The organism is Williamsoniiplasma somnilux, assembly GCF_002804005.1.
Classification (GTDB): Bacteria; Bacillota_I; Bacilli_A; order Mycoplasmatales; family Mycoplasmataceae; genus Williamsoniiplasma; species Williamsoniiplasma somnilux.
Genome location: NZ_CP024965.1, coordinates 522,012 through 542,681, shown reverse-complemented (window position 1 = coordinate 542,681; position 20,670 = coordinate 522,012). Strand labels below are relative to the sequence as shown.

Annotated in this window: 22 protein-coding genes and 1 tRNA gene; all 23 read left to right on the top strand. The window is 28.0% G+C overall.

Features of this window, described 5'->3' with window-relative positions; all coding sequences use genetic code 4:
- The 23 genes from ESOMN_RS02335 (at window position 1) to nadE (ending at window position 20,657) form a co-directional block, all read left to right on the top strand.
- A complete protein-coding gene (locus ESOMN_RS02335) occupies window positions 1-474 on the top strand; it encodes a CinA family protein (protein ID WP_034942498.1) in 474 nt (157 codons plus the stop codon).
- Between the two features lie 85 nt (window positions 475-559).
- Entirely contained in the window at window positions 560-1,579 is a 1,020-nt protein-coding gene (gene recA, locus ESOMN_RS02330; RefSeq protein WP_034942495.1) for a recombinase RecA, read from the top strand.
- A 241-nt stretch (window positions 1,580-1,820) separates the two neighbouring features.
- On the top strand, window positions 1,821-3,332 hold the full coding sequence (gene rny / locus ESOMN_RS02325) for a ribonuclease Y (RefSeq protein ID WP_024863353.1): 1,512 nt from the start codon (window positions 1,821-1,823) through the stop codon (window positions 3,330-3,332).
- Window positions 3,333-3,401: 69 nt separating this feature from the next.
- The gene (locus tag ESOMN_RS02320) at window positions 3,402-3,827 is read left to right on the top strand and encodes a PH domain-containing protein (RefSeq protein WP_024863352.1); all 426 of its coding nucleotides are present in this window, start codon (window positions 3,402-3,404) and stop codon (window positions 3,825-3,827) included.
- A 31-nt stretch (window positions 3,828-3,858) separates the two neighbouring features.
- Window positions 3,859-5,208, top strand: coding sequence for a signal recognition particle protein (ffh, locus tag ESOMN_RS02315; RefSeq protein WP_024863351.1), 1,350 nt, complete (start codon window positions 3,859-3,861; stop codon window positions 5,206-5,208).
- A 26-nt stretch (window positions 5,209-5,234) separates the two neighbouring features.
- On the top strand, window positions 5,235-5,699 hold the full coding sequence (locus tag ESOMN_RS02310; protein WP_024863350.1) for a 23S rRNA (pseudouridine(1915)-N(3))-methyltransferase RlmH: 465 nt from the start codon (window positions 5,235-5,237) through the stop codon (window positions 5,697-5,699).
- A gap of 82 nt (window positions 5,700-5,781) precedes the next feature.
- Entirely contained in the window at window positions 5,782-6,066 is a 285-nt protein-coding gene (gene rpsP, locus ESOMN_RS02305; RefSeq protein WP_024863349.1) for a 30S ribosomal protein S16, read from the top strand.
- A 71-nt stretch (window positions 6,067-6,137) separates the two neighbouring features.
- Window positions 6,138-6,644 (top strand): ribosome maturation factor RimM, encoded by a 507-nt coding sequence (locus tag ESOMN_RS02300; RefSeq protein WP_051445517.1) that lies wholly within the window; start codon window positions 6,138-6,140, stop codon window positions 6,642-6,644.
- On the top strand, window positions 6,644-7,372 hold the full coding sequence (gene trmD, locus ESOMN_RS02295) for a tRNA (guanosine(37)-N1)-methyltransferase TrmD (protein WP_024863347.1): 729 nt from the start codon (window positions 6,644-6,646) through the stop codon (window positions 7,370-7,372). The genes ESOMN_RS02300 and trmD overlap by 1 nt, the downstream gene beginning before the upstream one ends.
- Before the next feature lies 1 nt (window position 7,373).
- The gene (gene rplS, locus ESOMN_RS02290) at window positions 7,374-7,799 is read left to right on the top strand and encodes a 50S ribosomal protein L19 (RefSeq protein WP_024863346.1); all 426 of its coding nucleotides are present in this window, start codon (window positions 7,374-7,376) and stop codon (window positions 7,797-7,799) included.
- Window positions 7,800-7,888: 89 nt separating this feature from the next.
- Window positions 7,889-8,827 (top strand): ribosome biogenesis GTPase YlqF, encoded by a 939-nt coding sequence (gene ylqF, locus ESOMN_RS02285; RefSeq protein WP_024863345.1) that lies wholly within the window; start codon window positions 7,889-7,891, stop codon window positions 8,825-8,827.
- Complete coding sequence (locus ESOMN_RS02280) at window positions 8,821-9,441, top strand: ribonuclease HII (protein WP_024863344.1); 621 nt, start codon at window positions 8,821-8,823, stop codon at window positions 9,439-9,441. The genes ylqF and ESOMN_RS02280 overlap by 7 nt, the downstream gene beginning before the upstream one ends.
- A 58-nt stretch (window positions 9,442-9,499) precedes the next feature.
- A complete protein-coding gene (locus ESOMN_RS02275) occupies window positions 9,500-9,805 on the top strand; it encodes a single stranded DNA-binding domain-containing protein (protein WP_024863343.1) in 306 nt (101 codons plus the stop codon).
- Window positions 9,805-10,572, top strand: a complete 768-nt coding sequence (locus ESOMN_RS02270; RefSeq protein ID WP_024863342.1) for a DNA-processing protein DprA — start codon at window positions 9,805-9,807, stop codon at window positions 10,570-10,572. Before ESOMN_RS02275 ends, ESOMN_RS02270 begins: the two co-directional genes overlap by 1 nt.
- 90 nt (window positions 10,573-10,662) lie before the next feature.
- Window positions 10,663-12,570 carry an ABC transporter ATP-binding protein gene (locus ESOMN_RS02265; protein ID WP_034942330.1) on the top strand — a complete coding sequence of 636 codons (1,908 nt, stop codon included), beginning with the start codon at window positions 10,663-10,665 and terminating at the stop codon, window positions 12,568-12,570.
- A gap of 17 nt (window positions 12,571-12,587) precedes the next feature.
- Window positions 12,588-14,423: an ABC transporter ATP-binding protein gene (locus ESOMN_RS02260; protein WP_024863340.1), complete on the top strand. Its 1,836-nt coding sequence runs from the start codon at window positions 12,588-12,590 to the stop codon at window positions 14,421-14,423.
- A 16-nt stretch (window positions 14,424-14,439) separates the two neighbouring features.
- Complete coding sequence (trmFO, locus tag ESOMN_RS02255; protein WP_034942327.1) at window positions 14,440-15,756, top strand: methylenetetrahydrofolate--tRNA-(uracil(54)-C(5))-methyltransferase (FADH(2)-oxidizing) TrmFO; 1,317 nt, start codon at window positions 14,440-14,442, stop codon at window positions 15,754-15,756.
- 19 nt (window positions 15,757-15,775) lie between these two features.
- Complete coding sequence (locus ESOMN_RS02250) at window positions 15,776-17,356, top strand: hypothetical protein (protein WP_024863338.1); 1,581 nt, start codon at window positions 15,776-15,778, stop codon at window positions 17,354-17,356.
- Between the two features lie 51 nt (window positions 17,357-17,407).
- Window positions 17,408-17,484 (top strand) — tRNA-Arg (locus ESOMN_RS02245).
- A gap of 65 nt (window positions 17,485-17,549) precedes the next feature.
- Complete coding sequence (locus tag ESOMN_RS02240; RefSeq protein ID WP_024863337.1) at window positions 17,550-18,305, top strand: DUF3196 family protein; 756 nt, start codon at window positions 17,550-17,552, stop codon at window positions 18,303-18,305.
- Window positions 18,298-18,606 (top strand): hypothetical protein, encoded by a 309-nt coding sequence (locus ESOMN_RS02235; RefSeq protein ID WP_034942324.1) that lies wholly within the window; start codon window positions 18,298-18,300, stop codon window positions 18,604-18,606. The genes ESOMN_RS02240 and ESOMN_RS02235 overlap by 8 nt, the downstream gene beginning before the upstream one ends.
- A gap of 13 nt (window positions 18,607-18,619) precedes the next feature.
- Window positions 18,620-19,918 (top strand): GTPase ObgE, encoded by a 1,299-nt coding sequence (gene obgE / locus ESOMN_RS02230; RefSeq protein ID WP_024863335.1) that lies wholly within the window; start codon window positions 18,620-18,622, stop codon window positions 19,916-19,918.
- A 1-nt stretch (window position 19,919) separates the two neighbouring features.
- The gene (gene nadE / locus ESOMN_RS02225; RefSeq protein ID WP_034942321.1) at window positions 19,920-20,657 is read left to right on the top strand and encodes an NAD(+) synthase; all 738 of its coding nucleotides are present in this window, start codon (window positions 19,920-19,922) and stop codon (window positions 20,655-20,657) included.
- Window positions 20,658-20,670 lie beyond the last annotated feature (13 nt).

Genomic DNA, 20,670 nt, shown 5'->3' with positions numbered 1-20,670 from the left:
ATGAAAATTTTGGCAACAGAAGTATTGACGATTTTACATGAACAAAATTTAAAAATTAGTGCTTGTGAATCTTTTACTGGAGGAATGTTTAGCAACAAATTAACAAATATTCCTGGATCGAGCAAAGTTTTTGTTGGTTCATTTATTAGCTATTCTGAAACAATGAAAAAAAATATTGTTAAAGTAAGCAAACGAGTTATTAAAAAATATGGAGTAATTTCTCAAGAATGTGCTGAAGAAATGGTTCTTAAAACCCAAAAATTATTAAAATCGCATCTAACAATTTCATTTACTGGTAATGCTGGACCGACAAGTTTGGAAAATAAAAATGTAGGAACAGCTTATATTTCGATTTTATTTTTAGGCCGTCTAGAATCATTTAAATTTGAAATGAAAACTGAAGATCGTTATAAATTTAAAATTGGGGCAGTTAATTTTGCTTTCAAAGAAATTTTGAATTTAATCAAAAAATAATTTTTCTTTCTAAACCTTAATGGAGGTTATTATGGAAGAACTAACAACAAAAACAAATAATTCAAAAAACCAAGGAGAGATTACCATGGCGAAAAAATCTAGCGATGAAAAAATAACAAATGTTTGAGAAGACGAAAATTTAAAAGAAGTTTTGCGCGATATTGAGAAAAATTTTGGTAAAGGTTCAATTATGTCGCTTGGTGACGACAATAAAATTTTAATAAAAGAAGTAATTCCGACAGGTAGTTTTTTAATTGATCAGGCAATTGGCATTGGGGGCTATCCTAAAGGCAGAATCATTGAAATTTTCGGACCTGAATCTTCAGGTAAAACCACTTTAGGATTACACGCAATTGCTGAAGCACAAAAAAAAGGTGGTATTGCTGCATTTATTGATGTCGAACATGCTCTTGATGCTAATTATGCAAAATCTTTAACAGTGGATATTAAAAATTTATTAGTAGCTCAACCTGATAACGGAGAACAAGCTTTAGATATTTTAGAAATGTTAGTAAAATCAAACACTATTGATATTGTTATTTTGGATTCGGTTGCAGCTTTAGTGCCTAAAGCGGAATTAGATGGAGAAATGAGTGATCAATCAATTGGATTGCAAGCTAGATTGATGTCCAAAGCTTTAAGAAAACTTAACGGCATTATTTCTAAAACCAATACTGTTGTTATTTTTATTAACCAATTAAGAGAAAAAGTTGGTGTTATTTTCGGTTCTCCAGAAATAACACCCGGAGGAAGAGCGTTAAGATTTTATTCTTCTGTAAGAATTGAAGTTCGAAAAAGTGAACAAATTTTAAATAATGGTGAAAATATTGGAAATAAAGTAAAAGTAAAGGTGGTTAAAAACAAAGTAGCACCACCTTTCAAAACGGCTTTAATAACAATTAATTATAATCAAGGAATTGACCGAAATGGAGAAATAATTGATTTAGCAGTGCTTTATAATATTATTAAAAAATCTGGTGTTTGATATTCTTATAACGATCAAAAAATTGGTCAAGGTAAACAAAATGTTTCTGAATGAATGTTAAATAATCCTGATATTTCTAAAAAAATAGAACAAGAATTAGAAAAATATATTAATAAATAAATTTTTTGGGCGAGTAAAAGAATAATGTAATTTAGTAAATAAGTAGAAAAGCAGTGAAAACTGCTTTTTTTGTTGTTCAATAAAAAAGTTAAAAATATAGAAAATTAAAACAAATAAAAACTTACTTCTATAAAGTGAGTTTTTATTTACAAGCCTCAATTGTAGTTGTTATCTTGTTTTTGCTATAATCAAAGAGTGCTAACGCACACCACGCTTTTCTGATAGAAAGAAGATATTAGAAATGACACAAATTATCGTTATTGTGCTACTAGCTGTAGCTCTAGTACTTGCCATCTTGGTGATAGTCTGGCTTAAATTTTCTAAAAGTCAAAAAAATTTAGTCAATAAGGCTCAAAAAGAAGCAAAAATAGCTAGAAAATCTATCCTTGCAAATGGTTATAGAGAAATAAACGAACTTAAATTAGAATTTCAAAGAGAAAGAGACAAAAGAATTCATGAGCTTGATTTAGAGGCTATCAGAATTAAGGGCGATTTGTCTCTATTAGAGAAAGAACAAGCCCTAAACAAAATTAAACAACAACGTTTGAACGCATTGGAAGTATCCCTAGAAAAACGCGGGCAAGAATATGACATTAAAATAAACAATATTATTATTGCCTTAGAAGAAATATCAGGAATTAGTAGTGAAACTGCTCGTGAATTGTTACTTGAAACAGTAAAATTCAAAATTCGAAAAGAAACTAATTCCTATATCAAAAATGCAGAATTAGAAGCTCACAACAAAGCGAAAGAATTGAGTAATGGTATTATTATTTCTTCAATGGAAAAATATGCAACAGAAATCGCTAATGATAAAACAACCAATGTTATTAAGTTAGAAAATGATGATCTAAAAGGACGTATTATTGGTAAAGATGGAAGAAATATTAAAGTTTTCGAGCAATCAGGAGGAGTTGATGTTGTAATTGATGATACCCCTGGAGTGGTTGTTATTTCTTCATTTAATCCAATCCGAAGAGAAATCGCTAAAAGAACCCTTGAAAAATTGTTAATTGATGGGCGTATTCAACCTTCGAAAATAGAATCAGAATTAAAAAAGCAAGAAGAGAATATTAACGAAATTATTTTAGAAGAAGGTACTAATGTTGTTAAAGAATTAGAAATATCAAACATGGATATCGAATTGGTTAAATTAGTTGGTAAATTAAAATATCGTACAAGTTATGGTCAAAGTGTTTTATTACACTCAGTTGAAGTTGCAAAAATTGCAGGTTCAATTGCAGCAGAACTAAATCTAAATGTAAAAGATGCTATTCGCGCCGGACTATTACACGATATTGGAAAAGCTGTGGACTTTGAACAAGAAGGAAACCACGTTATCTTAGGAGTTGATGTTGCTAGAAAATATGGTGAAAACGATGTTGTTATTAATGCAATTGAATCTCATCATGAAGACGTTGCAAAAGAAACACCAATTGCAGCAATTGTTTCAATTGCAGACTCTATCAGTGCTTCAAGACCTGGAGCAAGAAATAACACTGTTAGTGAATTTTTTACTAGAATGAAAGAAATTGAAAAAGCATGCAATGCTATTCCTGGAGTTGATAAAGCCTATGCTTTACAATCAGGAAGACAAATAAGAGTTATCGTTGATCCGACAACTGTTAATGACGAACAAATGTCAGAAACTATTGAAAGAGTTAAAGAAGCTATCGAAAATAGCGCTAAAATCCCTGGTGACACAACAATAACATTAATTAGAGAAAAAAGAGAAGTAAGAATAATTAGATAAGGGTTTATTCCCTTATTTTTAATTTTCGGAATAAAATTTAAAATAAGAACAAGAGGTATAAAAAAGATTATGAAGGAACTTTCGAAAAAATTGATTGAGCAAATAAAAACTAGTACACAATTAGGTATAGATTTAATTGATACAATAGAATTCCAAACTTTAGCAAAAGAACTTTTTGCAAACGAAATTCTTCACGGGGTAATTGTTGGCATAATCGAGTATAGTACTTGAATGATAGGTTTAACTGATCGTCGTTTAATTTTAATTAAAAAAGCTGAATTATACGGGAGTGAAATTCGTCAGTTTGGTCTTGAAGAAATTTTGAATATCAAATTGGAAACACAAGGCTATAAAGCTAATTTAATTTTTGATTTAGCAAAAGATTTAGGATTTAAGATTACAGAAATTAACATAGATAACTCTAGAATTTTTGGTAGAAAATTAGTGAATAACATGGAATTATGAAATTCTAATTTTGTTGGTTATTTGATATAATAATTGTTAATTAAGAAAAGAGGAGAAATTTATGGCGTTTGGTGATTTTTTATCTAAAAAAATGAAAAAATCAATTGAAAAAAACATGCAAAAATCAACCTTAACTGCAGAAAATATTCAGGATACCCTTAAAGAAATAAGATTAGCATTATTAGAATCCGATGTTAATGTTGATGTTGTTAAAGAACTTATTGCAAAAATCAAAGAAAAAGCTGAAGGCGGATATATCCAAGAAGGTGTTAAAGCTAATCAACAAATGGTTAAAATAGTTCATGATGAACTTATTGAAATTTTAGGAAAAGAGAATTCACCATTAGAATTATCTAAAAAACCAAGTGTAATTATGATGGTCGGTTTACAAGGTTCTGGAAAAACTACAACCGCAAATAAATTAGCGCATTTAGTTCGTAAAAAAAATTCTAAAAACCCTTTATTGGTAGGACTAGACATCTATAGACCTGGTGCAATTGAACAATTAGTGGAATTGGGGCAAAAAAACAATATTTCAGTGTTTGAAAAAGGTAAACAAGATCCAATAATTACTGCTAAACAAGCTTTAGAATTTGCTGAACAAAATGGACATGATGTAATTATTCTAGATACTGCAGGACGTTTACAAATTGATGAAAAATTAATGAACGAATTAAATGAATTACGTAAAAACACATCTCCAAGTGAAACTCTTTTAGTTGTTGATGGAATGATTGGTCAAGAAATAATTAATGTTACAAATGAATTTAATAGATTATTAAAATTAACTGGTGTTATTGTAACTAAATTAGACGGTGATGCTCGTGGTGGAGCAACTTTATCGATTACTTACATGACTAAATTACCAATTAAATTTATTGGTGAAGGTGAAGGAGTTTCTTCATTATCGCCATTTTATCCAAAACGTATGTCTGATCGTATTTTGGGAATGGGAGATATTGAAACTCTTTATGAAAAAGCAGTTGAAAATATTGATGAACGTTCAATGCAAAAAACTATGAAAAGAATGTTTATGGGTCAATATGATATGGAAGACCTTAGAAATCAATTAGCCCAAGTAGCCAAAATGGGTAACATTGGTGGACTTTTAAAAATGATGCCAGGAGCTGGTAAAATTAGTGAAGACCAAGTTAATGATGCTCAAAGAAAATTAGTAATTTTTTCAATAATTATGGATTCTATGACTTTGAAGGAAAGACGTGATCCAAGGCTTCTTAAAGCAATTACTCGCAAAAATAGAATTATTAGAGGTTCTGGAAGAAGCGAAAAAGAATTTAATGAATTAATTAATAATTTTGATAAAGGAAAAAAACAAGTTATGGAAATGACTAAAATGATGAAATCAGGACGTATGCCTCAATTCGGTGGTCGTGGTTTTGGAGGGATGTAAAAGTCGTTAGACTGTTTTATTTAAATATGAAGATAAAAATTATTTGTTTTGGAAAAATGGATGCAAAATATTTTGAGGAAGCCTCTGAAAATTATTTAAAATGACTCTCAAAATTCTGTGATTTAGAAATTATTCAATTAAAAGAAGAATTTCATGCCGATTTTGAAAAAAACAAAAGTATTAATTGCGAAATTTTAGAAAAAAAAATTTTAGCAAATAAAGAATTTGAAACAGTTATTTTAAATGTATCTTCTACATATAAATCTAGTGAAGAATTTTCTGAAATAATTAGTAAAAATAAAAATTTTAAATCAGGAAAACTCCAGTTTGTGATTGGACCAAGTGATGGTTTTACTAATGAGTTTAAAAATAAATATCAAGGAATATCTTTTGGTCCTATTACATTGCCACATCAATTGTTTAGAGTTGTACTTTTAGAGCAAATTTACCGCGCTTTTAAAATAAATAACAATGAAAAATATCACAAATAACAGTGTTAAGTTAAATTACTTGACACTGTTATTTTTTTGTTATATTATTAACAAGGTTTAAAAAGAAATACGGAGGTAAAAAATGGTTAAATTAAGATTAAAAAGAATTGGTAAAAAACAAAATCCATTCTATAGAATCGTTGCAGCTGACTCACGTGTTAACCGTAATGGTCAATACATTGAATTAGTAGGTACATTCGATCCATTAAAAGATGAAATTAAATTGGATAAAGAATTAGCATTAAAATGATTAAATAATGGAGCACAACCAACAGATACTGTTAAAGATATTTTTTCTAAAGAAGGTATTATGACTACTTATCACAATGCTAAATTAGCTACAAAAAAATCAGACGCTAAAAAATAGCTTTAAAATATTACTAACAATAATTGGCTTTGTTTTAAACCCAAAGATCAATTTAGAATAGTGAGTATGCCATGAATTTAGAAAATAAAATGATTCATATAGGAACTGTTGTAAATACTTTTGGAACCAAAGGTTTTATAAAATTGGTTTTTGCTAAGGATATTAAGCTTGTTGGTGACATTAATTTGATTAAGGTAATTTTTTACAAAAATCATAATAGTTCATTGATACCTTTAAGAGTTGAAAAAATCGAATTTAAAGGTTTAACTTTATTAATCAAATTTTTGGATTTAAATAGTATAAATGATGTCGTCAAGTTTAAAAACTTAGAACTTTACATTAATGACGAATTTAAAATTTTAGAAAAAGAAATTGATTGATTGCAATTTGAAGTTACATTTAATAATCAAAAGGGTGAAATTACTGATTTTATGAATAATGGTGCTCAAAACTTAATTAAAATTAAATTAGTAAGTGAACAAAAAGCTTTTTGAGTACCAATGGTTGATGTTTATGTTAAAGAATTAATTCTTGAAAATAAAACAATAGTGTTACAAAATGTGGAGGGTTTAAAATAATGAAATTTTCAATCATTACTTTGTTTCCTAATGTTATAAACAATTATGTTAGCCAATCAATTATCAAAAAAGCTTTAGATAAGAATTTAATTAAAGTTGAAATCATTGATTTAAGAACTTTTTCTAAATTACGCCATAACCAAATTGATGAATATCAATTTGGTGGGGGTAAAGGTATGGTTTTAATGCCTGAACCAGTTGTTGAAGCTATTGAGTCAATTAAAAGTGAAGATTCGTTTGTAATTCTAACCTCACCACAAGGAAAAACTTGAAAACAAAATCATGCAAAAGAATTTGTTAACAATCATAAGCATATAATTATTGTTTGTGGTCATTATGAAGGTTTTGATGAAAGAGTTTTAAAATATGTTGATCAAGAAATTTCTATTGGTGATTATGTTTTAACGGGTGGAGAACTACCGGCATTAGTTTTGTTAGATTCAATAACAAGATTAGTATCTGGAGTTATCAATCAAGAATCACATGAAAAAGAAAGTTTTGAAAATCAATTATTGGATTATCCAGTTTATACTAAACCAATCGATTTTCGTGGTGAATTAGTACCAGAAGTTTTATTAAGTGGGCACCATGCTAATATTCAAAAGTTTAGGGAAGAACAACAAATTATTGCAACTATTAAAAAGCGACCTGATTTAATTGATGAAAGCAAATTAAATGATCATCAATTAAAAATTTATAAAGAATATATTTCGAAAGGAGAAAAATAACATGAGTACAAAAACAACTAAAGTAACTACATCTAAATATGATGTAATTAATAATCAATTACGTAGTGATTTGCCTGATTTTACTTCAGGGGATACTATTAGAGTTGATGTAAAAATTAAAGAAGGGGAAAAATTTCGTATTCAATCATTTGAAGGACTTGTAATTAAAACTCAAGGATCAGGAATTTCTTATTCTGTTGTTGTTAGAAAAATGTCTAATGGTGTTTTTGTGGAAAGAACTTTCCCATTACACTCACCAATCATCGATAAAGTTGAGCTGGTAAAACGTGGACGTGTGCGTCGTGCAAGAATTTACTACATTAGAAAATTAACTGGTAAAGCTGCACGTATTAAAGAAGTATTGCCTTCAAAAGAAGCTAAAGAAGCAGCAGCAGCTGCTAAAAAAGCCACTAAAAAAGCAAAATAAAAATGACGAACTTAATGTTCGTTTTTTTATTTCCATTACTTTTCATTACAAGATATAATTTAATAGTATTGAAGAGGAGAACAAATAATATGAGTGTTGATTTTAATTGATTCCCGGGGCATATGAATAAAACTTTAAAGGAGATTGAAAAACGAATCCCAATTGTTGATTTGGTAATTGAAATTGTTGATGCTCGTGCCCCTTATTCTTCACAAAACCAAACTTTTAAAAAAATTCTTGATAGTAAACCTGTTTTGTGTGTTATTTCCAAAGCTGATTTAGCAGACCCAAACATCACCAAACAATGAATTAACTTTTTTGAATCAAATAATAAACATGTTTTTGTTATTGATCCAAATAATAAAAACATCGTTAAAGATTTAATTAATGCAATTGATCATGCGACCAAAGAAAAACAAGACAAAGATAGAGCAAAAGGATTTGTAAATTCTTTAATCAATGTTTTAGTGATAGGTATTCCCAATGTTGGTAAATCTACTTTTATTAACAAAATTATTAGAGATAAAAGTGTAAAAGTTGGTAATAAGCCTGGTGTTACGAGAGGTATTCAAACATTATCTTTAAATAAACGCATAACTTTAATGGATACTCCAGGAGTTTTACCAGCTAAATTAGAAAACGAATTAACAGCAACAAATATTTGTGGAATCTATTCTATAAAAGAAGATGTATATCCAAGAGAAAGAGTTGCTTCAAGACTTATGAAATATGTTTACAACAACTATAATAATTTAATTGAAAAAAAATACCATCTTGTTTCATCTTTGAAAAGACCTATTGAAACAATTGATTCTTATTATCTTTTTGAAATGATTGCAACTTCTTTAGGATGAATTATCGCTAATGAAATACCAGATATTGAAAGAGTTATGCAAGCATTTATTCGTGATTTAGCAAATGGAAAAATCGGTAAGATTTCTTTCGAAAGACCTAGTGATATAATTATCGAAGAACCACAAGATTCAATTATGAACGAAAAAATTGAAGATATAACAACACAATGATAAAACGTGATCTTTTTGAATTTGATAATTTAATTCGTACAAATAAAGACATAACTTATATTTCAGGAAGTGATGAAGCAGGGCGAGGAGCTATGGCTGGACCAATTGTTGTCGCTTCTGTTATTTTGCCTAAAAGTTACCAAAATTCTCTAATTAGAGATTCGAAAAAATTACCTAAAAAATTAAGAGAAAGTTTGTTTAACGAAATCATAGAAGTCGCTTTAACTTATGATATTAAAATTTATGATTCTGAAATTGTTGATAAATTAAATCCTAAAGCAACTTCAATTTTAGGTATGCAAGAATCAATTCAATCACTTAAAATAACTCCTGAAATTTGCTTGGTCGATGGAGAAAAAATTGAAATAGATGGATTTGAATGTATAAAAATAATTAAAGGTGATGATCTTTCGCAAAATATTGCAGCTGCATCAATTTTAGCAAAAGTCACTAGAGATCAAATAATGGTTAACTATGCAAAAAAATTTCCTCATTATAACTTTGAAAAACACAAAGGTTATTGCACATTAGAACACCAAAGTCTTGTTATTCAATTCGGTGTTTTACCAATTCATAGATTAACCTATGCTCCAATCAAAAAAATAATTAAAAAATAATTAAAATAAATATTTTTTTCTAATCTATATTGGGTAACCCCAAAAGAAAGGAAAAAATATGAATAATGTCAATATAATTGGTCAAATTGAAGGTGATGCAACGGTTGCTTTTGCATCAGAAGATGGTGCTAAAAAACTTTATAAATTTTTATTAAGAGTACCACGAACTTATAAGAAAAAAAATGGTGAATTAGCAGAGGATTTAATAAATATTAAGTGTTGATCGAATAGTGTTGATGATGAATTTTCATTACATGACCAAGCTTTTATAGGAATTGAAGGAAGAATACAATCTTTTGGGAATTCAGAACATAGTAATTATGCTAATGAAGTTTTAGCTACTAAAGTTGTGTATTTAAATTAATGGACAATGTCTTACTTTATTTTTCGCTTAAGTATCAAGGAAATTGAGAAAAAATATATACAGCTTTGGATAAAAAAGAAAAAATTGATCATGAACAATTCTTAGCAGAAACAAAAAAAATAGATTCTACATTCATTTCTATCATTAACCCTCTATACCCCATTAGTTTAAAAAATTCTCATAAACCACCGTTTGTTATTTTTACAGAAGGTGATTTAAACTTATTAGCAAATTACCATCAAATTATTTTTTTAAACCTTGAAAACCAACATGATGAATATGGCAAAAAAGTTGTGAATGATTTGTGCGAAGGTTTAACAAAAGAAAATAGAACTTTGTTAATTGGCGATAACGTAGAAATTGATTTCAAACTTACCGAAAAACTAATTAGTAACAAAAATAAAATTATTTTTGTTACTAAAAAAGGTATTCAAGATTTTAAAAAAATTAATAAAGATTTTTTAAAATTATTAAAAACAACAAATTACTTATTAGTTTCTGAATCTTACGAAAATGATTCTTTAAATTCGGAAGAATCTGATAATTTTCTTTATCGTTTAATTGCGGGTCTTGGAAAAGCTTTTGTTATTACACAAGCTAAATCAAATTCATCTTGTTCAAAAATAATAAATTATGCTTTGAACGATGGCAAGGAAATATTTGCCGTTCCCGAAAGAATTGATTCTTGTTTTAAATTAGGTAATAACTTAATTAAACAAGGTGCAAAACTTGTTGAAAATGTATCAGACATTTTAAACGAATTATAGGCCACATAACTTATGTGGTTTTATTTTTTATTAAAGTGGTTTAGGTGCTAAAATATATATAAATGATTTTTTCTTTACAGGGGGTTTAAAATGGAAAAACAAGAAAACAATGTACTTTTATCTAAGCAAAACTCACCCAATATCGACAACAAAACTTCTTTAAAAACAATTTTTGAAGAAGAAGCAGATATTAAAAATAAAGAGGTTAATTTTGATAATGCAAAATCAGGTTCTTTTATTAGTGTGTGTATTAGATATATGAAGCAAGACAAAGGTTCAACTTTGACAATTTTTTTATGTGTAATTATTGCTTCTGTTTCAACGGCATTAACTCCAATGTTAACTCAACAATTAATGTTAGCAATTCAATTTAAAATTTCGGGGTTAGCTTCTTTAGATTTTTGGGGTATTAATTGAGAAATAATTATAGTTATAATGGCATGTCAAATTGTTTTTATTGCTATATTTACTTGATTAACTCAATATTTTGCTGGAATGTTAGGAAAAAAAATAGAAATAGATTTAAGACGTAGAGCCATGGACAAACTAATCGCCCAAGACATGTCTTACTATTCAGATAAAAAAATTGGAGAAATTTTAACAAAAGTTATTTCTGATACTCAAATTTTAGGTGATCAAGCAGCAATTGTGCCAGCAACTTTTTTAACAGCTATCTTTACTTTGTTTTCAACAGTGATTGTTTCTTTTACTGTTGATTGAAAATTAACATTAGTTGCAATATCAATTTACTTAATTATTTTATTGCTAATGTCTTTTTCTTTTTTACCGTTAAAAAATAGAATGTATAAAGTTCGTAAAACTATTACTAAAATTAATGGTGATGTTATGGATAGAATTAATACTGTTAAATTAATAAAATCTTCAGGTACAGAAGATTATGAATCTGAAAATTTTATTGAAAATCATAAAGAATATTTCAAACAAACTGAAAAAATGACAATTGCTCAATCTGTTTTAATAACAATTTTAATTGTTGGAATAACATGTGTTCAAGTAATTATAATTATTGCTTCGGCATTAATTTATGGAGAAAACAACCCTGATTTTGCCACATTAACAATTACATTTATTTCTTCAGTTTCAATAATGACTGGACCGATTATGCAATTAATAAGAGTTATTGTTGGTATGGTTCAAGCTTCTACAGCTTCGAAAAGAATGAATGAATTATTGATTAGCAAAGAAAGAATGAATAATAATTTTAGAACCGGTGAAGGTATTCATATCGATAAAATTAAAGGAGATATTAAATTCGAAGGTTTAGAATTTTCATATCCTGAAAAGCCAAATAAAATTGTTTTACCAAAATTTGATTTCACTTTTAAAGAAGGTAAATCATATGCTTTTGTTGGTACAACCGGAGCAGGAAAATCAACCATTTCTAAATTATTGTTAAGATTTTATGATCCTTCAAAAGGTAGAGTTTTAATTAACAACAATATTGATTTAAAAGATGTTTACTTGTCTTCTTATTTAGAACATGTTGGTTATGTAGAACAAGAACCCTCGATTTTGTTAGGTAACGTTTTAGATAATGTTAGATACGGTAATTTCAAAGCGACTGATGAAGAAGTTATTGAGGCATGTAAAAAAGCAGAACTACACAATTTGATAATGACTTGACCTGAAGGTTATCAAACCATTTTAGGAGAAAGAGGCTTTATGTTATCAGGTGGTCAAAAACAAAGAATGGTTATTGCCAGAATGTTTTTAAAAGATCCACAACTTTTAATTTTGGATGAAGCTACTTCAGCTTTGGATAACATTGTGGAAAAAGAAATTCAAGAAAAATTAAACGAATTGATGAAAAATAGAACTACTGTTTCAATTGCACACCGTTTATCAACAATTAAAAATGTTGATGAAATTTTAGTTTTGGCCCCAGGAAAAGGTATTGTTCAAAGAGGAACTTACGATGAATTAAAAGAAGTTAAAGGTCATTTTAAAAATCTATATGATGCAGGTCAAATGAATTAAGAGGGAAGAGGATTACTATGGTTAAAATGAAAGAAAAAAAAGAATTTGTCAGTGAATATTCATTTCATTGAGGAAAAATGGGTAAGTTTTTAAGCATAGTTTTAGAAACAGGCAAACAATATCCATTTTTATTTGTTGGTGTAATTTTAACAACATCTATAAACGCATTGATTGCGGTATTGTTGCCTTTAGCAGCATCAAATATAACTAGTCTTCTTGTTTCTGGTTCTATAGGACAAAGTAACACCAATATTTTTCTTGGTCTAACAATGCATTGATATAGTTGAATTTATGTCTGTTTAGTAATTTTTGGATTTTTGATAATAGCTGAATATTTGACAGATTATTCTATTGGGATTTTTTCAGCACGTGTCGAAATTTCACAAAGAAATAAAATTTTAATAGCCCTTGTTAATCAAGACGTTGATTTCTTTTTTGACAAAGTTTCAGGAAATATTTTAACTAGATTAGTTGGTGATACCCAAGGATTGGCTTTAGGAATTCAACAGTTTTTAACTAATATTATTTATTGTGTTGTGATGTTTATAGCAGCAACTTCAATTCTTTTTATTAAAGGTTATTCTACAATTGGTTGAATAGCTTTCGTTTACATTGTTATTGTAATATTTATTGGAATTTTGTTGTTTGTAAAATTTAGAAGAAAAATGATTGAAATGTTTGACGTAAAAAGAGAGATTGACACAGATATGACTGATCGTATTTCGAATATTACATTAATAAAATCAACAGGAACAGAAAAATTTGAATTAGAAAGAACCGAAGATCAACTTCATATTTATAACAAAAAGGGAGATTCTGTTGTAAAATGAAGTGCCTCTCTTAATGTTTGAGTATCTGCAACAGTAACTTTTGTGACCACCCTGATCACAATCATTGCAGCAGTAACGGCAATAAACGGTAATGGAGTTGAAATATTTTCAACATTACCTTTAGCTCTTCCAATGGTTTCGTTTATGGGTTTACCTGTAATTATGATTGTGCCAACATTAAGAGCTGCTTCAAGAGCAGCTAACTGTGCAGATAGAATTGGAGAATTAACTGATCCAGTTCCAACAATTTTACCAAATATTGATGGTCCTAAAATTAAAAAAATAGACACTATAGAATTTAAAAATCTTAACTTTGCATATCCCAAAAAGAAAGATAAAATAATTTTACCGAACATAAATTTTAAATTTGAAAAGGGTAAATCTTATGCTTTTGTAGGTGAAACGGGTTCAGGAAAGTCTACAATTGGAAGATTACTTTTGCGTTATTATGAACCTCAATCTGGAGAAATAATAATAAATGGTAAATATCCATTAAATAAATTGAATTTACCTTCGTTTTTAGGAAAAGTTGGTTATGTAGAACAAGATCCACAAATATTTTTCGGTAATTTTATTGAAAATGTTAGATATGGAAAATTTGACGCTAATGAAAAGCAAGTTATTTCTGCATGTAAAAAAGCAAAGTTACATGATTTTATAATGTCTTTACCTGAGGGCTATCAAACAATTCTTGGGCAAAGAGGATTTTTATTATCTGGTGGCCAAAAGCAACGTTTAGTAATTGCCAGAGTATTTTTAAAAAATCCGGATTTAATAATTTTGGATGAAGCAACATCAGCTTTAGATAATATTGTAGAAAAAGAAATTCAGGATCAATTAGATGAGTTAATTAAAGGCAAAACAAGTATTACTATTGCACACCGTTTATCAACGATTAAAAACGTTGATAAAATAATTGTTTTAGGTATGGATAAAGGTATTATTCAAGAAGGTAATTTTAAGGAATTGATAAATCAAGAAGGACATTTTCAACGTTTGTATAGAGCAGGAAAAGTTAAATAGAAAGTTTGTGATATTGATGCAAAAAATAAACATAATTGGAGCTGGATTAGCAGGCTGTGAAGCAACATACTATTTAGCAAAAAAGGGTTACCAAGTAAATTTATATGAAGTAAAAAAGATTAACAGAAATCCTGTCCAAGTATCGAATAATTTTGCTGAATTAGTTTGCTCTAATTCTCTTCGTAGCAATGATCTATTAAATGCAGTAGGAACTCTTAAAGAAGAAATGAGACTTTTAAATTCGTTAATAATTAAAGCTGCAGAATTTGCTCAAGTTCCTGCAGGAGGATCATTAGCTGTCGATAGAGAAAAATTTAGTAGCTATGTAACAAGTAAAATTCAATCTCTTGAAAACGTTTACATTTTTAATCAAGAAGTCACAAAGATTGATTATTCAATTCCAACCATAATTGCTTCAGGCCCACTAACTACAGAAAAATTACAAAAAGAATTAGCAAAATTAATTGGCGATGATGATTTTTATTTTTTTGATGCAGTGGCACCAATTGTAACCAAAGAATCTATAGATATGAATATTGCATATAGAAAAAATCGTTACGAAAAAGGCGAAACTGAAGATTATATAAATTGTCCAATGACTAAAGAGGAATATAAACTTTTTTATAATGAATTAGTAAATGCTGAATTGGCAATTTCTCATTTAGAAGCTGATAAAGATTTTAAATATTTTGAAGGTTGTATGCCTGTAGAAGGTATGGCAAAACGAGGAGAAAAAACATTATTGTTTGGTCCTTTAAAACCCCAAGGTTTAAGAAAACCTGATGGTTCTAATAATTATGCAGTAGTTCAATTACGTCAAGACGATGCCAAAGATAGTTTATATAATATTGTAGGATTTCAAACTAATTTAAAATGACTTGAACAAAAAAGAGTATTTTCACTAATTCCAGGTTTAGCGAATGCAGAATTTGTTAGATATGGAGTTATGCATAAAAATAACTTTATTAATTCGCCTAAACTTTTAAATGAGGGTTTTCAATTAAAAAATAACAAAAATGTTTTCTTTGCAGGACAAATAACTGGTGTTGAAGGCTATGTTGAATCTTCGGTTACAGGAATAATTGCTGCTTTAAATATTGATCGTTTTTTAAAAGGCTTAGACTTAATTACTCCTTCGTCAAAAACAGTTTCAGGTGCCTTGGTCCATTATATAATTAATGCTAATTCAAATGATTTCCAACCAATGAAAGCAAATTGGGGAATTGTAGATGAAATCAATAATATTGATAAACGTCAAGGCAAAATCATTAAAAAAGCAGCATATTCTCAAAGAGCTATAACTACGATAAAAGAATTTATAAAATTAATATAATGAAAATTAGGAGTAATTTATGTGAAATAAGCAAGATACAATTTTTTGAACACAAATTGAAAGCTTTTTAACAGAAAAAAATCACGATAACTATAAAAAAATATCTTTAGAAGATAAAAAACGTATTGATCATGTTTTTAGAATTACTTTTTTTGGAATTTTTCAATTTGAACTTTTTAAGGGTAAAACAATTCAAAGTATTTCACCTGAAACAGTCCAAGAAATACTATCTTATTTAATTAAAAATTATCAAGAATTATCATGTATTGTTTATCATTATCAAAAAAAAGAAATTTTTTTCGATGTTCAAAATGCTGAGGATGTTGCTAAAATAAGTAACATTTTTGAAAATCTTGTCGTCCCTTATATCAATGAGTATTCATTCATAGACGTTGAAAAATATTCATTTCAAAATAATTCAAAAATTTTATTATTGTTACAAATGGCTTTTAAAAACAAATGAGATATAAATTGCAAAGATGATTTGGGTAATATAACTAATTCACAAATATATCCATTATTGATTACACTATTGATTATGGATATCACCAATTTAGATAAAATGTATACAAGGATAAAAACTTTTTTTACAAAAGAAAACATTATGAAAGTAATTATTTCAGGACGTGAGCTTTCATTTAAAGAAACAGAACATATTAATAACCTTTTATCTTTAATTCAAGATGATGAAGATTTTCATCAATTTTTAGTGCAATTTAAAAAAGATATTTGAGAAGAAATGGAAACAGAAGTTCGTTTTAAATTAGTTTACCAACTTTCGAGATTTACTTCAATCTTTTTAAAGGAAAAAATATCTTCACTTGTTAACCAAGAATCAGAATTAGAAACCTGAGATTTATTTTACAATTATGCTCCAATTTTATTGGGTGTCAAAACAATAAATACTTCAAAAATATCAAATGAAAAGTCATTATTTTTATTACCTTTTTTAGATAAGGATTTTAATTCTGATTTTATATATAAACATTTGAAAAAATTTAAACCAGAAATAAATCAAGAATTTAATTATCAGCAATTATTTAATTTTTCAAATTCATTAATGGCTTGCAATTCTTTTATTAGATTAATTTGTGCTTTAAATAAGGATTGCCCGATTATAAGTGATTTTTTAATCGATAACAATAAGTTAGCTTTGGTTGATACCTTAAAACTTTTTGAACCATCAAACCAAGGTGGGTATAAATCAAATATTTCTTGATCTGATTTTGAAATTCCATTTATTAGTAAATTTGATTTAAAAGAACAATTCAATGATCTTAAAATTTTCGAAGACAAAAACAATGTTTTTTGTAATATGTTTAAAAATCTGTCATTAATGCTTGCATTAAACCCAGAAATAATTAATAAATTTGATTATTCATTTTCGGAAATTGTTAAATATTATATTTTGTGTTTTGGGCCTTATGAAAATTCTAAAAATATTTTTACAAAAGAAATTTTTGAAGAATTAAAAATAAAATTAAAAAACATTATCTTAGCCTACGAAAAAGAATACAATACGGAACCGTTAAATCCTAAATTTAAAGAATCTTTTTATTTGTTGTATAGACTAATTATTTTTAAAAAGTCGACCAAATAAAATTTTCTTTTAGGTGATTTTGTGATATATTTTATATGTGGAAATTAACATGCCCATGTAGCTCAGTTGGATAGAGCACGCGCCTTCTAAGCGTGAGGTCGGAAGTTCGAGCCTTCTCGTGGGCACCACTTTAAAAATGACATCATGCCACAGGGCATGATTTTTATTTTTATTAAGAATTTTGGAGGTTTAAATGTATTACGAAAAAATTAAAAAAGAAATTGAAATTCTCATTGATGAAAATAAAAATTATGAAGCTTTAGAATTGATTTCCGAAGAATTAAAAATGCCATACATTCCCCAAGAATTTGAAAATTTTTTAAAATTAAATAAAAAGAAAATTACAAAAGAACTAGAATTAAATAATAAAGTTGAATCAAAACTAGATGTCGAAGATATAAAAAACATTTTATTAAATCCTGTTGATGTTTGAATGCAAATCTTTGTTATTAAATCTTTAGAAAATATGAATGCAAGAAATTTAATACCAGAAATTTCGAATTTTCTTTCAAATGAAAATGTATTTCCGGAAAATAAAACTTTTATGTTACTGATGTTGAGTGAGCAAAATATAGATTTTCAATTTAATGTTGAAAAATTTGGAAAAAATTTTAAAATTAATCCAATTGATATCAAAATCAATAATTTTGAGAAGATTATCGAAAGTATTAAAACCATAACAGAAAACACAATCGGCAATGATAACCCTTCCTTGGCTAATGTTTGTTTGGAATATTTAACAACTTATGTTTTGGCAATTTTTCCAAAATTTATCAATGATTCGCAAATCAATTCTTTAATTGCTGCTGGGATTACAAAAGCTAATATCGCTTATGGTAATAACGCTAAATTAGAAAATCTTCAACAAGTTATAAAATTTGATCTTGATTTAGCTATTAATTTTTTCAATGAATTAGATTTTTTAAAATTTGGAGAAACTTATGATTAATAATTTAGATTTTAATTCTGAAAATTATATTTTTTTCAATGATTATAAAAATGTCATGATAAATGCTTTTGGCATAGGGTGTTCTTTATGCGGCGCTGCTGAAATTATTTATGTATTAAAAGGAAGTCCAAAACCAATTGGCAGCTTCTTAAATGATGTAAATGGAAATCTTACTGACCAAGAAATTGAAAAATTAATTGAAAAACCTATAACAGATTGGCAAAATTTTGAAGATAATAATTCTGAAAAATTTATTCCAACATTCATTTGTTCGGAATGTTGAAATAGTTCTCAAGAATAATGAAAGGAAAAATATGAAATTTGTAGATTCGGCTAAATTTATAATTAAAGCAGGTAAAGGTGGTGACGGAGCCGTTTCTTTTTTACATGAACTTTATGTTGATAATGGAGGACCTAACGGAGGTGATGGAGGTAATGGTGGAAGTGTTATCTTTAAAGCTGATGAAGGGAAACATTCTTTATTAGATTTAAAATTACAAAAAATTTATGCTAGTGAAGATGGCGAAAAAGGCGGAATCAAAAACATGCATGGGGCAGCAGGAGAAGACAAAATTGTTAAAGTTCCTGTCGGTACAGTTTTAATTGACAAAAAAACTGGAGAAATTCTTGCTGACTTAGATTCTGGTGATAAAGAAGTTATTGTTGCAAAAGGTGGAAAAGGCGGTAAGGGTAATGCTCGTTTTGCAAATTCACGAAATAAAGCTCCTACAATTTTTGAAGCAGGGGAATTAGGAGAACAATTTGAAGTTATTGCCGAATTAAAGGTGCTAGCTGATGTTGGATTCGTAGGATTACCCAATGCTGGTAAATCAACACTTTTAAGAGCAATTTCAAATTCTAAACCAGAAGTTGCAGATTATGCCTTCACAACTTTAAATCCCCAGTTAGGAGTCGCAAAAGATCCTAATGGCAAAACATTTGTTGTTGCAGATCTTCCAGGATTAATTGAAGGCGCTTCTTTAGGTAAGGGTTTAGGACATCAATTTTTAAAGCATATTGAAAGATGTCGTGTAATTTGTCATGTCATTGATTTTTCAGGAAATTATGGACAAGAAGATATTATTAAAAATTATGAAATGATCCGAAAAGAATTAATTGAATATAATCTTAATTTAGATAAGCGTCCAGAAATTATTGTTGCAAATAAAATGGATTTAGATGAAGCTAAATTATACGCTATAGATGAAAACATCGAAAAATATTTTAAAGATAAAAATATAATCAGGGTATCCGGGTTAAAAAAAGAGAACATTCAAGAGTTACTACTGGCAATCTCTAAAGAGTTGGAAACTGCTAAATATATTCCTTTATGAGAAATGGGCGAAAAAGTAGCAACAGATGTTAAAGTTTACACTTTAGATGAAGAACAAGAAGACATACAGGTTATCAATAAAGGTAATGGAAGATGAGAAATTGCTGGAGAAACAATTTTTAAACTTTATCAAAAAACCCCAATTTATACTCAAGACAACTTATTATTGTTTAATGAAAAAATGAAAAAGCTAGGTGTCTATAATCTATTAAGAGAATCTGGTGCTCAAAAAGGTGACACAGTTAAAATTTTCGATTACGAATTAGAATGGTTAGATTAATATGGAGTTAAAAAGTTATATAGATTATTTAGTAAATTTTATAAGAGAGACTGTTCAAAAAGCTAACGCAGACGGTGTTATTGTTGGTATTAGTGGAGGAATTGATTCAGCAGTTGTTGCAAACTTGGCTAAATTGGCTTTTCCAAATAATTATTTAACTGTCTGAATGCCAATAAATTCAAGTAAAGAAGACTTGGATTGTGTTCAAGAATTAATTTCGCAAAATAACTTAAATTCAACAACTGTTGAATTAGCATTAACTTTTAATACCTTAAAAAGTGATTTAGAAAAAACAAATATAGAACTTTCAAAATTAAGTCTTGCCAATTCTAAAGCACGCCTAAGAATGACAACTTTATATGCTTTAGGGCAAGCTCAAAATTATTTAGTTTTAGGAACAGATAATATGGACGAATGACATATTGGTTATTTCACAAAATTTGGTGATGGAGGTGTGGATATTGTTCCTTTAATTCATTTATTAAAAAGTGAAGTGAGAGCTGCAGCAAAAATTCTTAATGTCCCTGAATCAATTATTAATCGTAAACCAACTGCCGGACTTTGAGAAAACCAAACTGATGAACAAGAAATTGGTTTTTCATACGATGAAATTGATGACTACTTGTTAGGCAAACCATCAAGTAATCTTTTGATTGAAAAAATCGATTATCTTCATAAAATAAGCGAACATAAACGTAATTCTGCAATTCAACCAAAAGAATATCAAAGGAAAAAATAAAAACAACCATTAT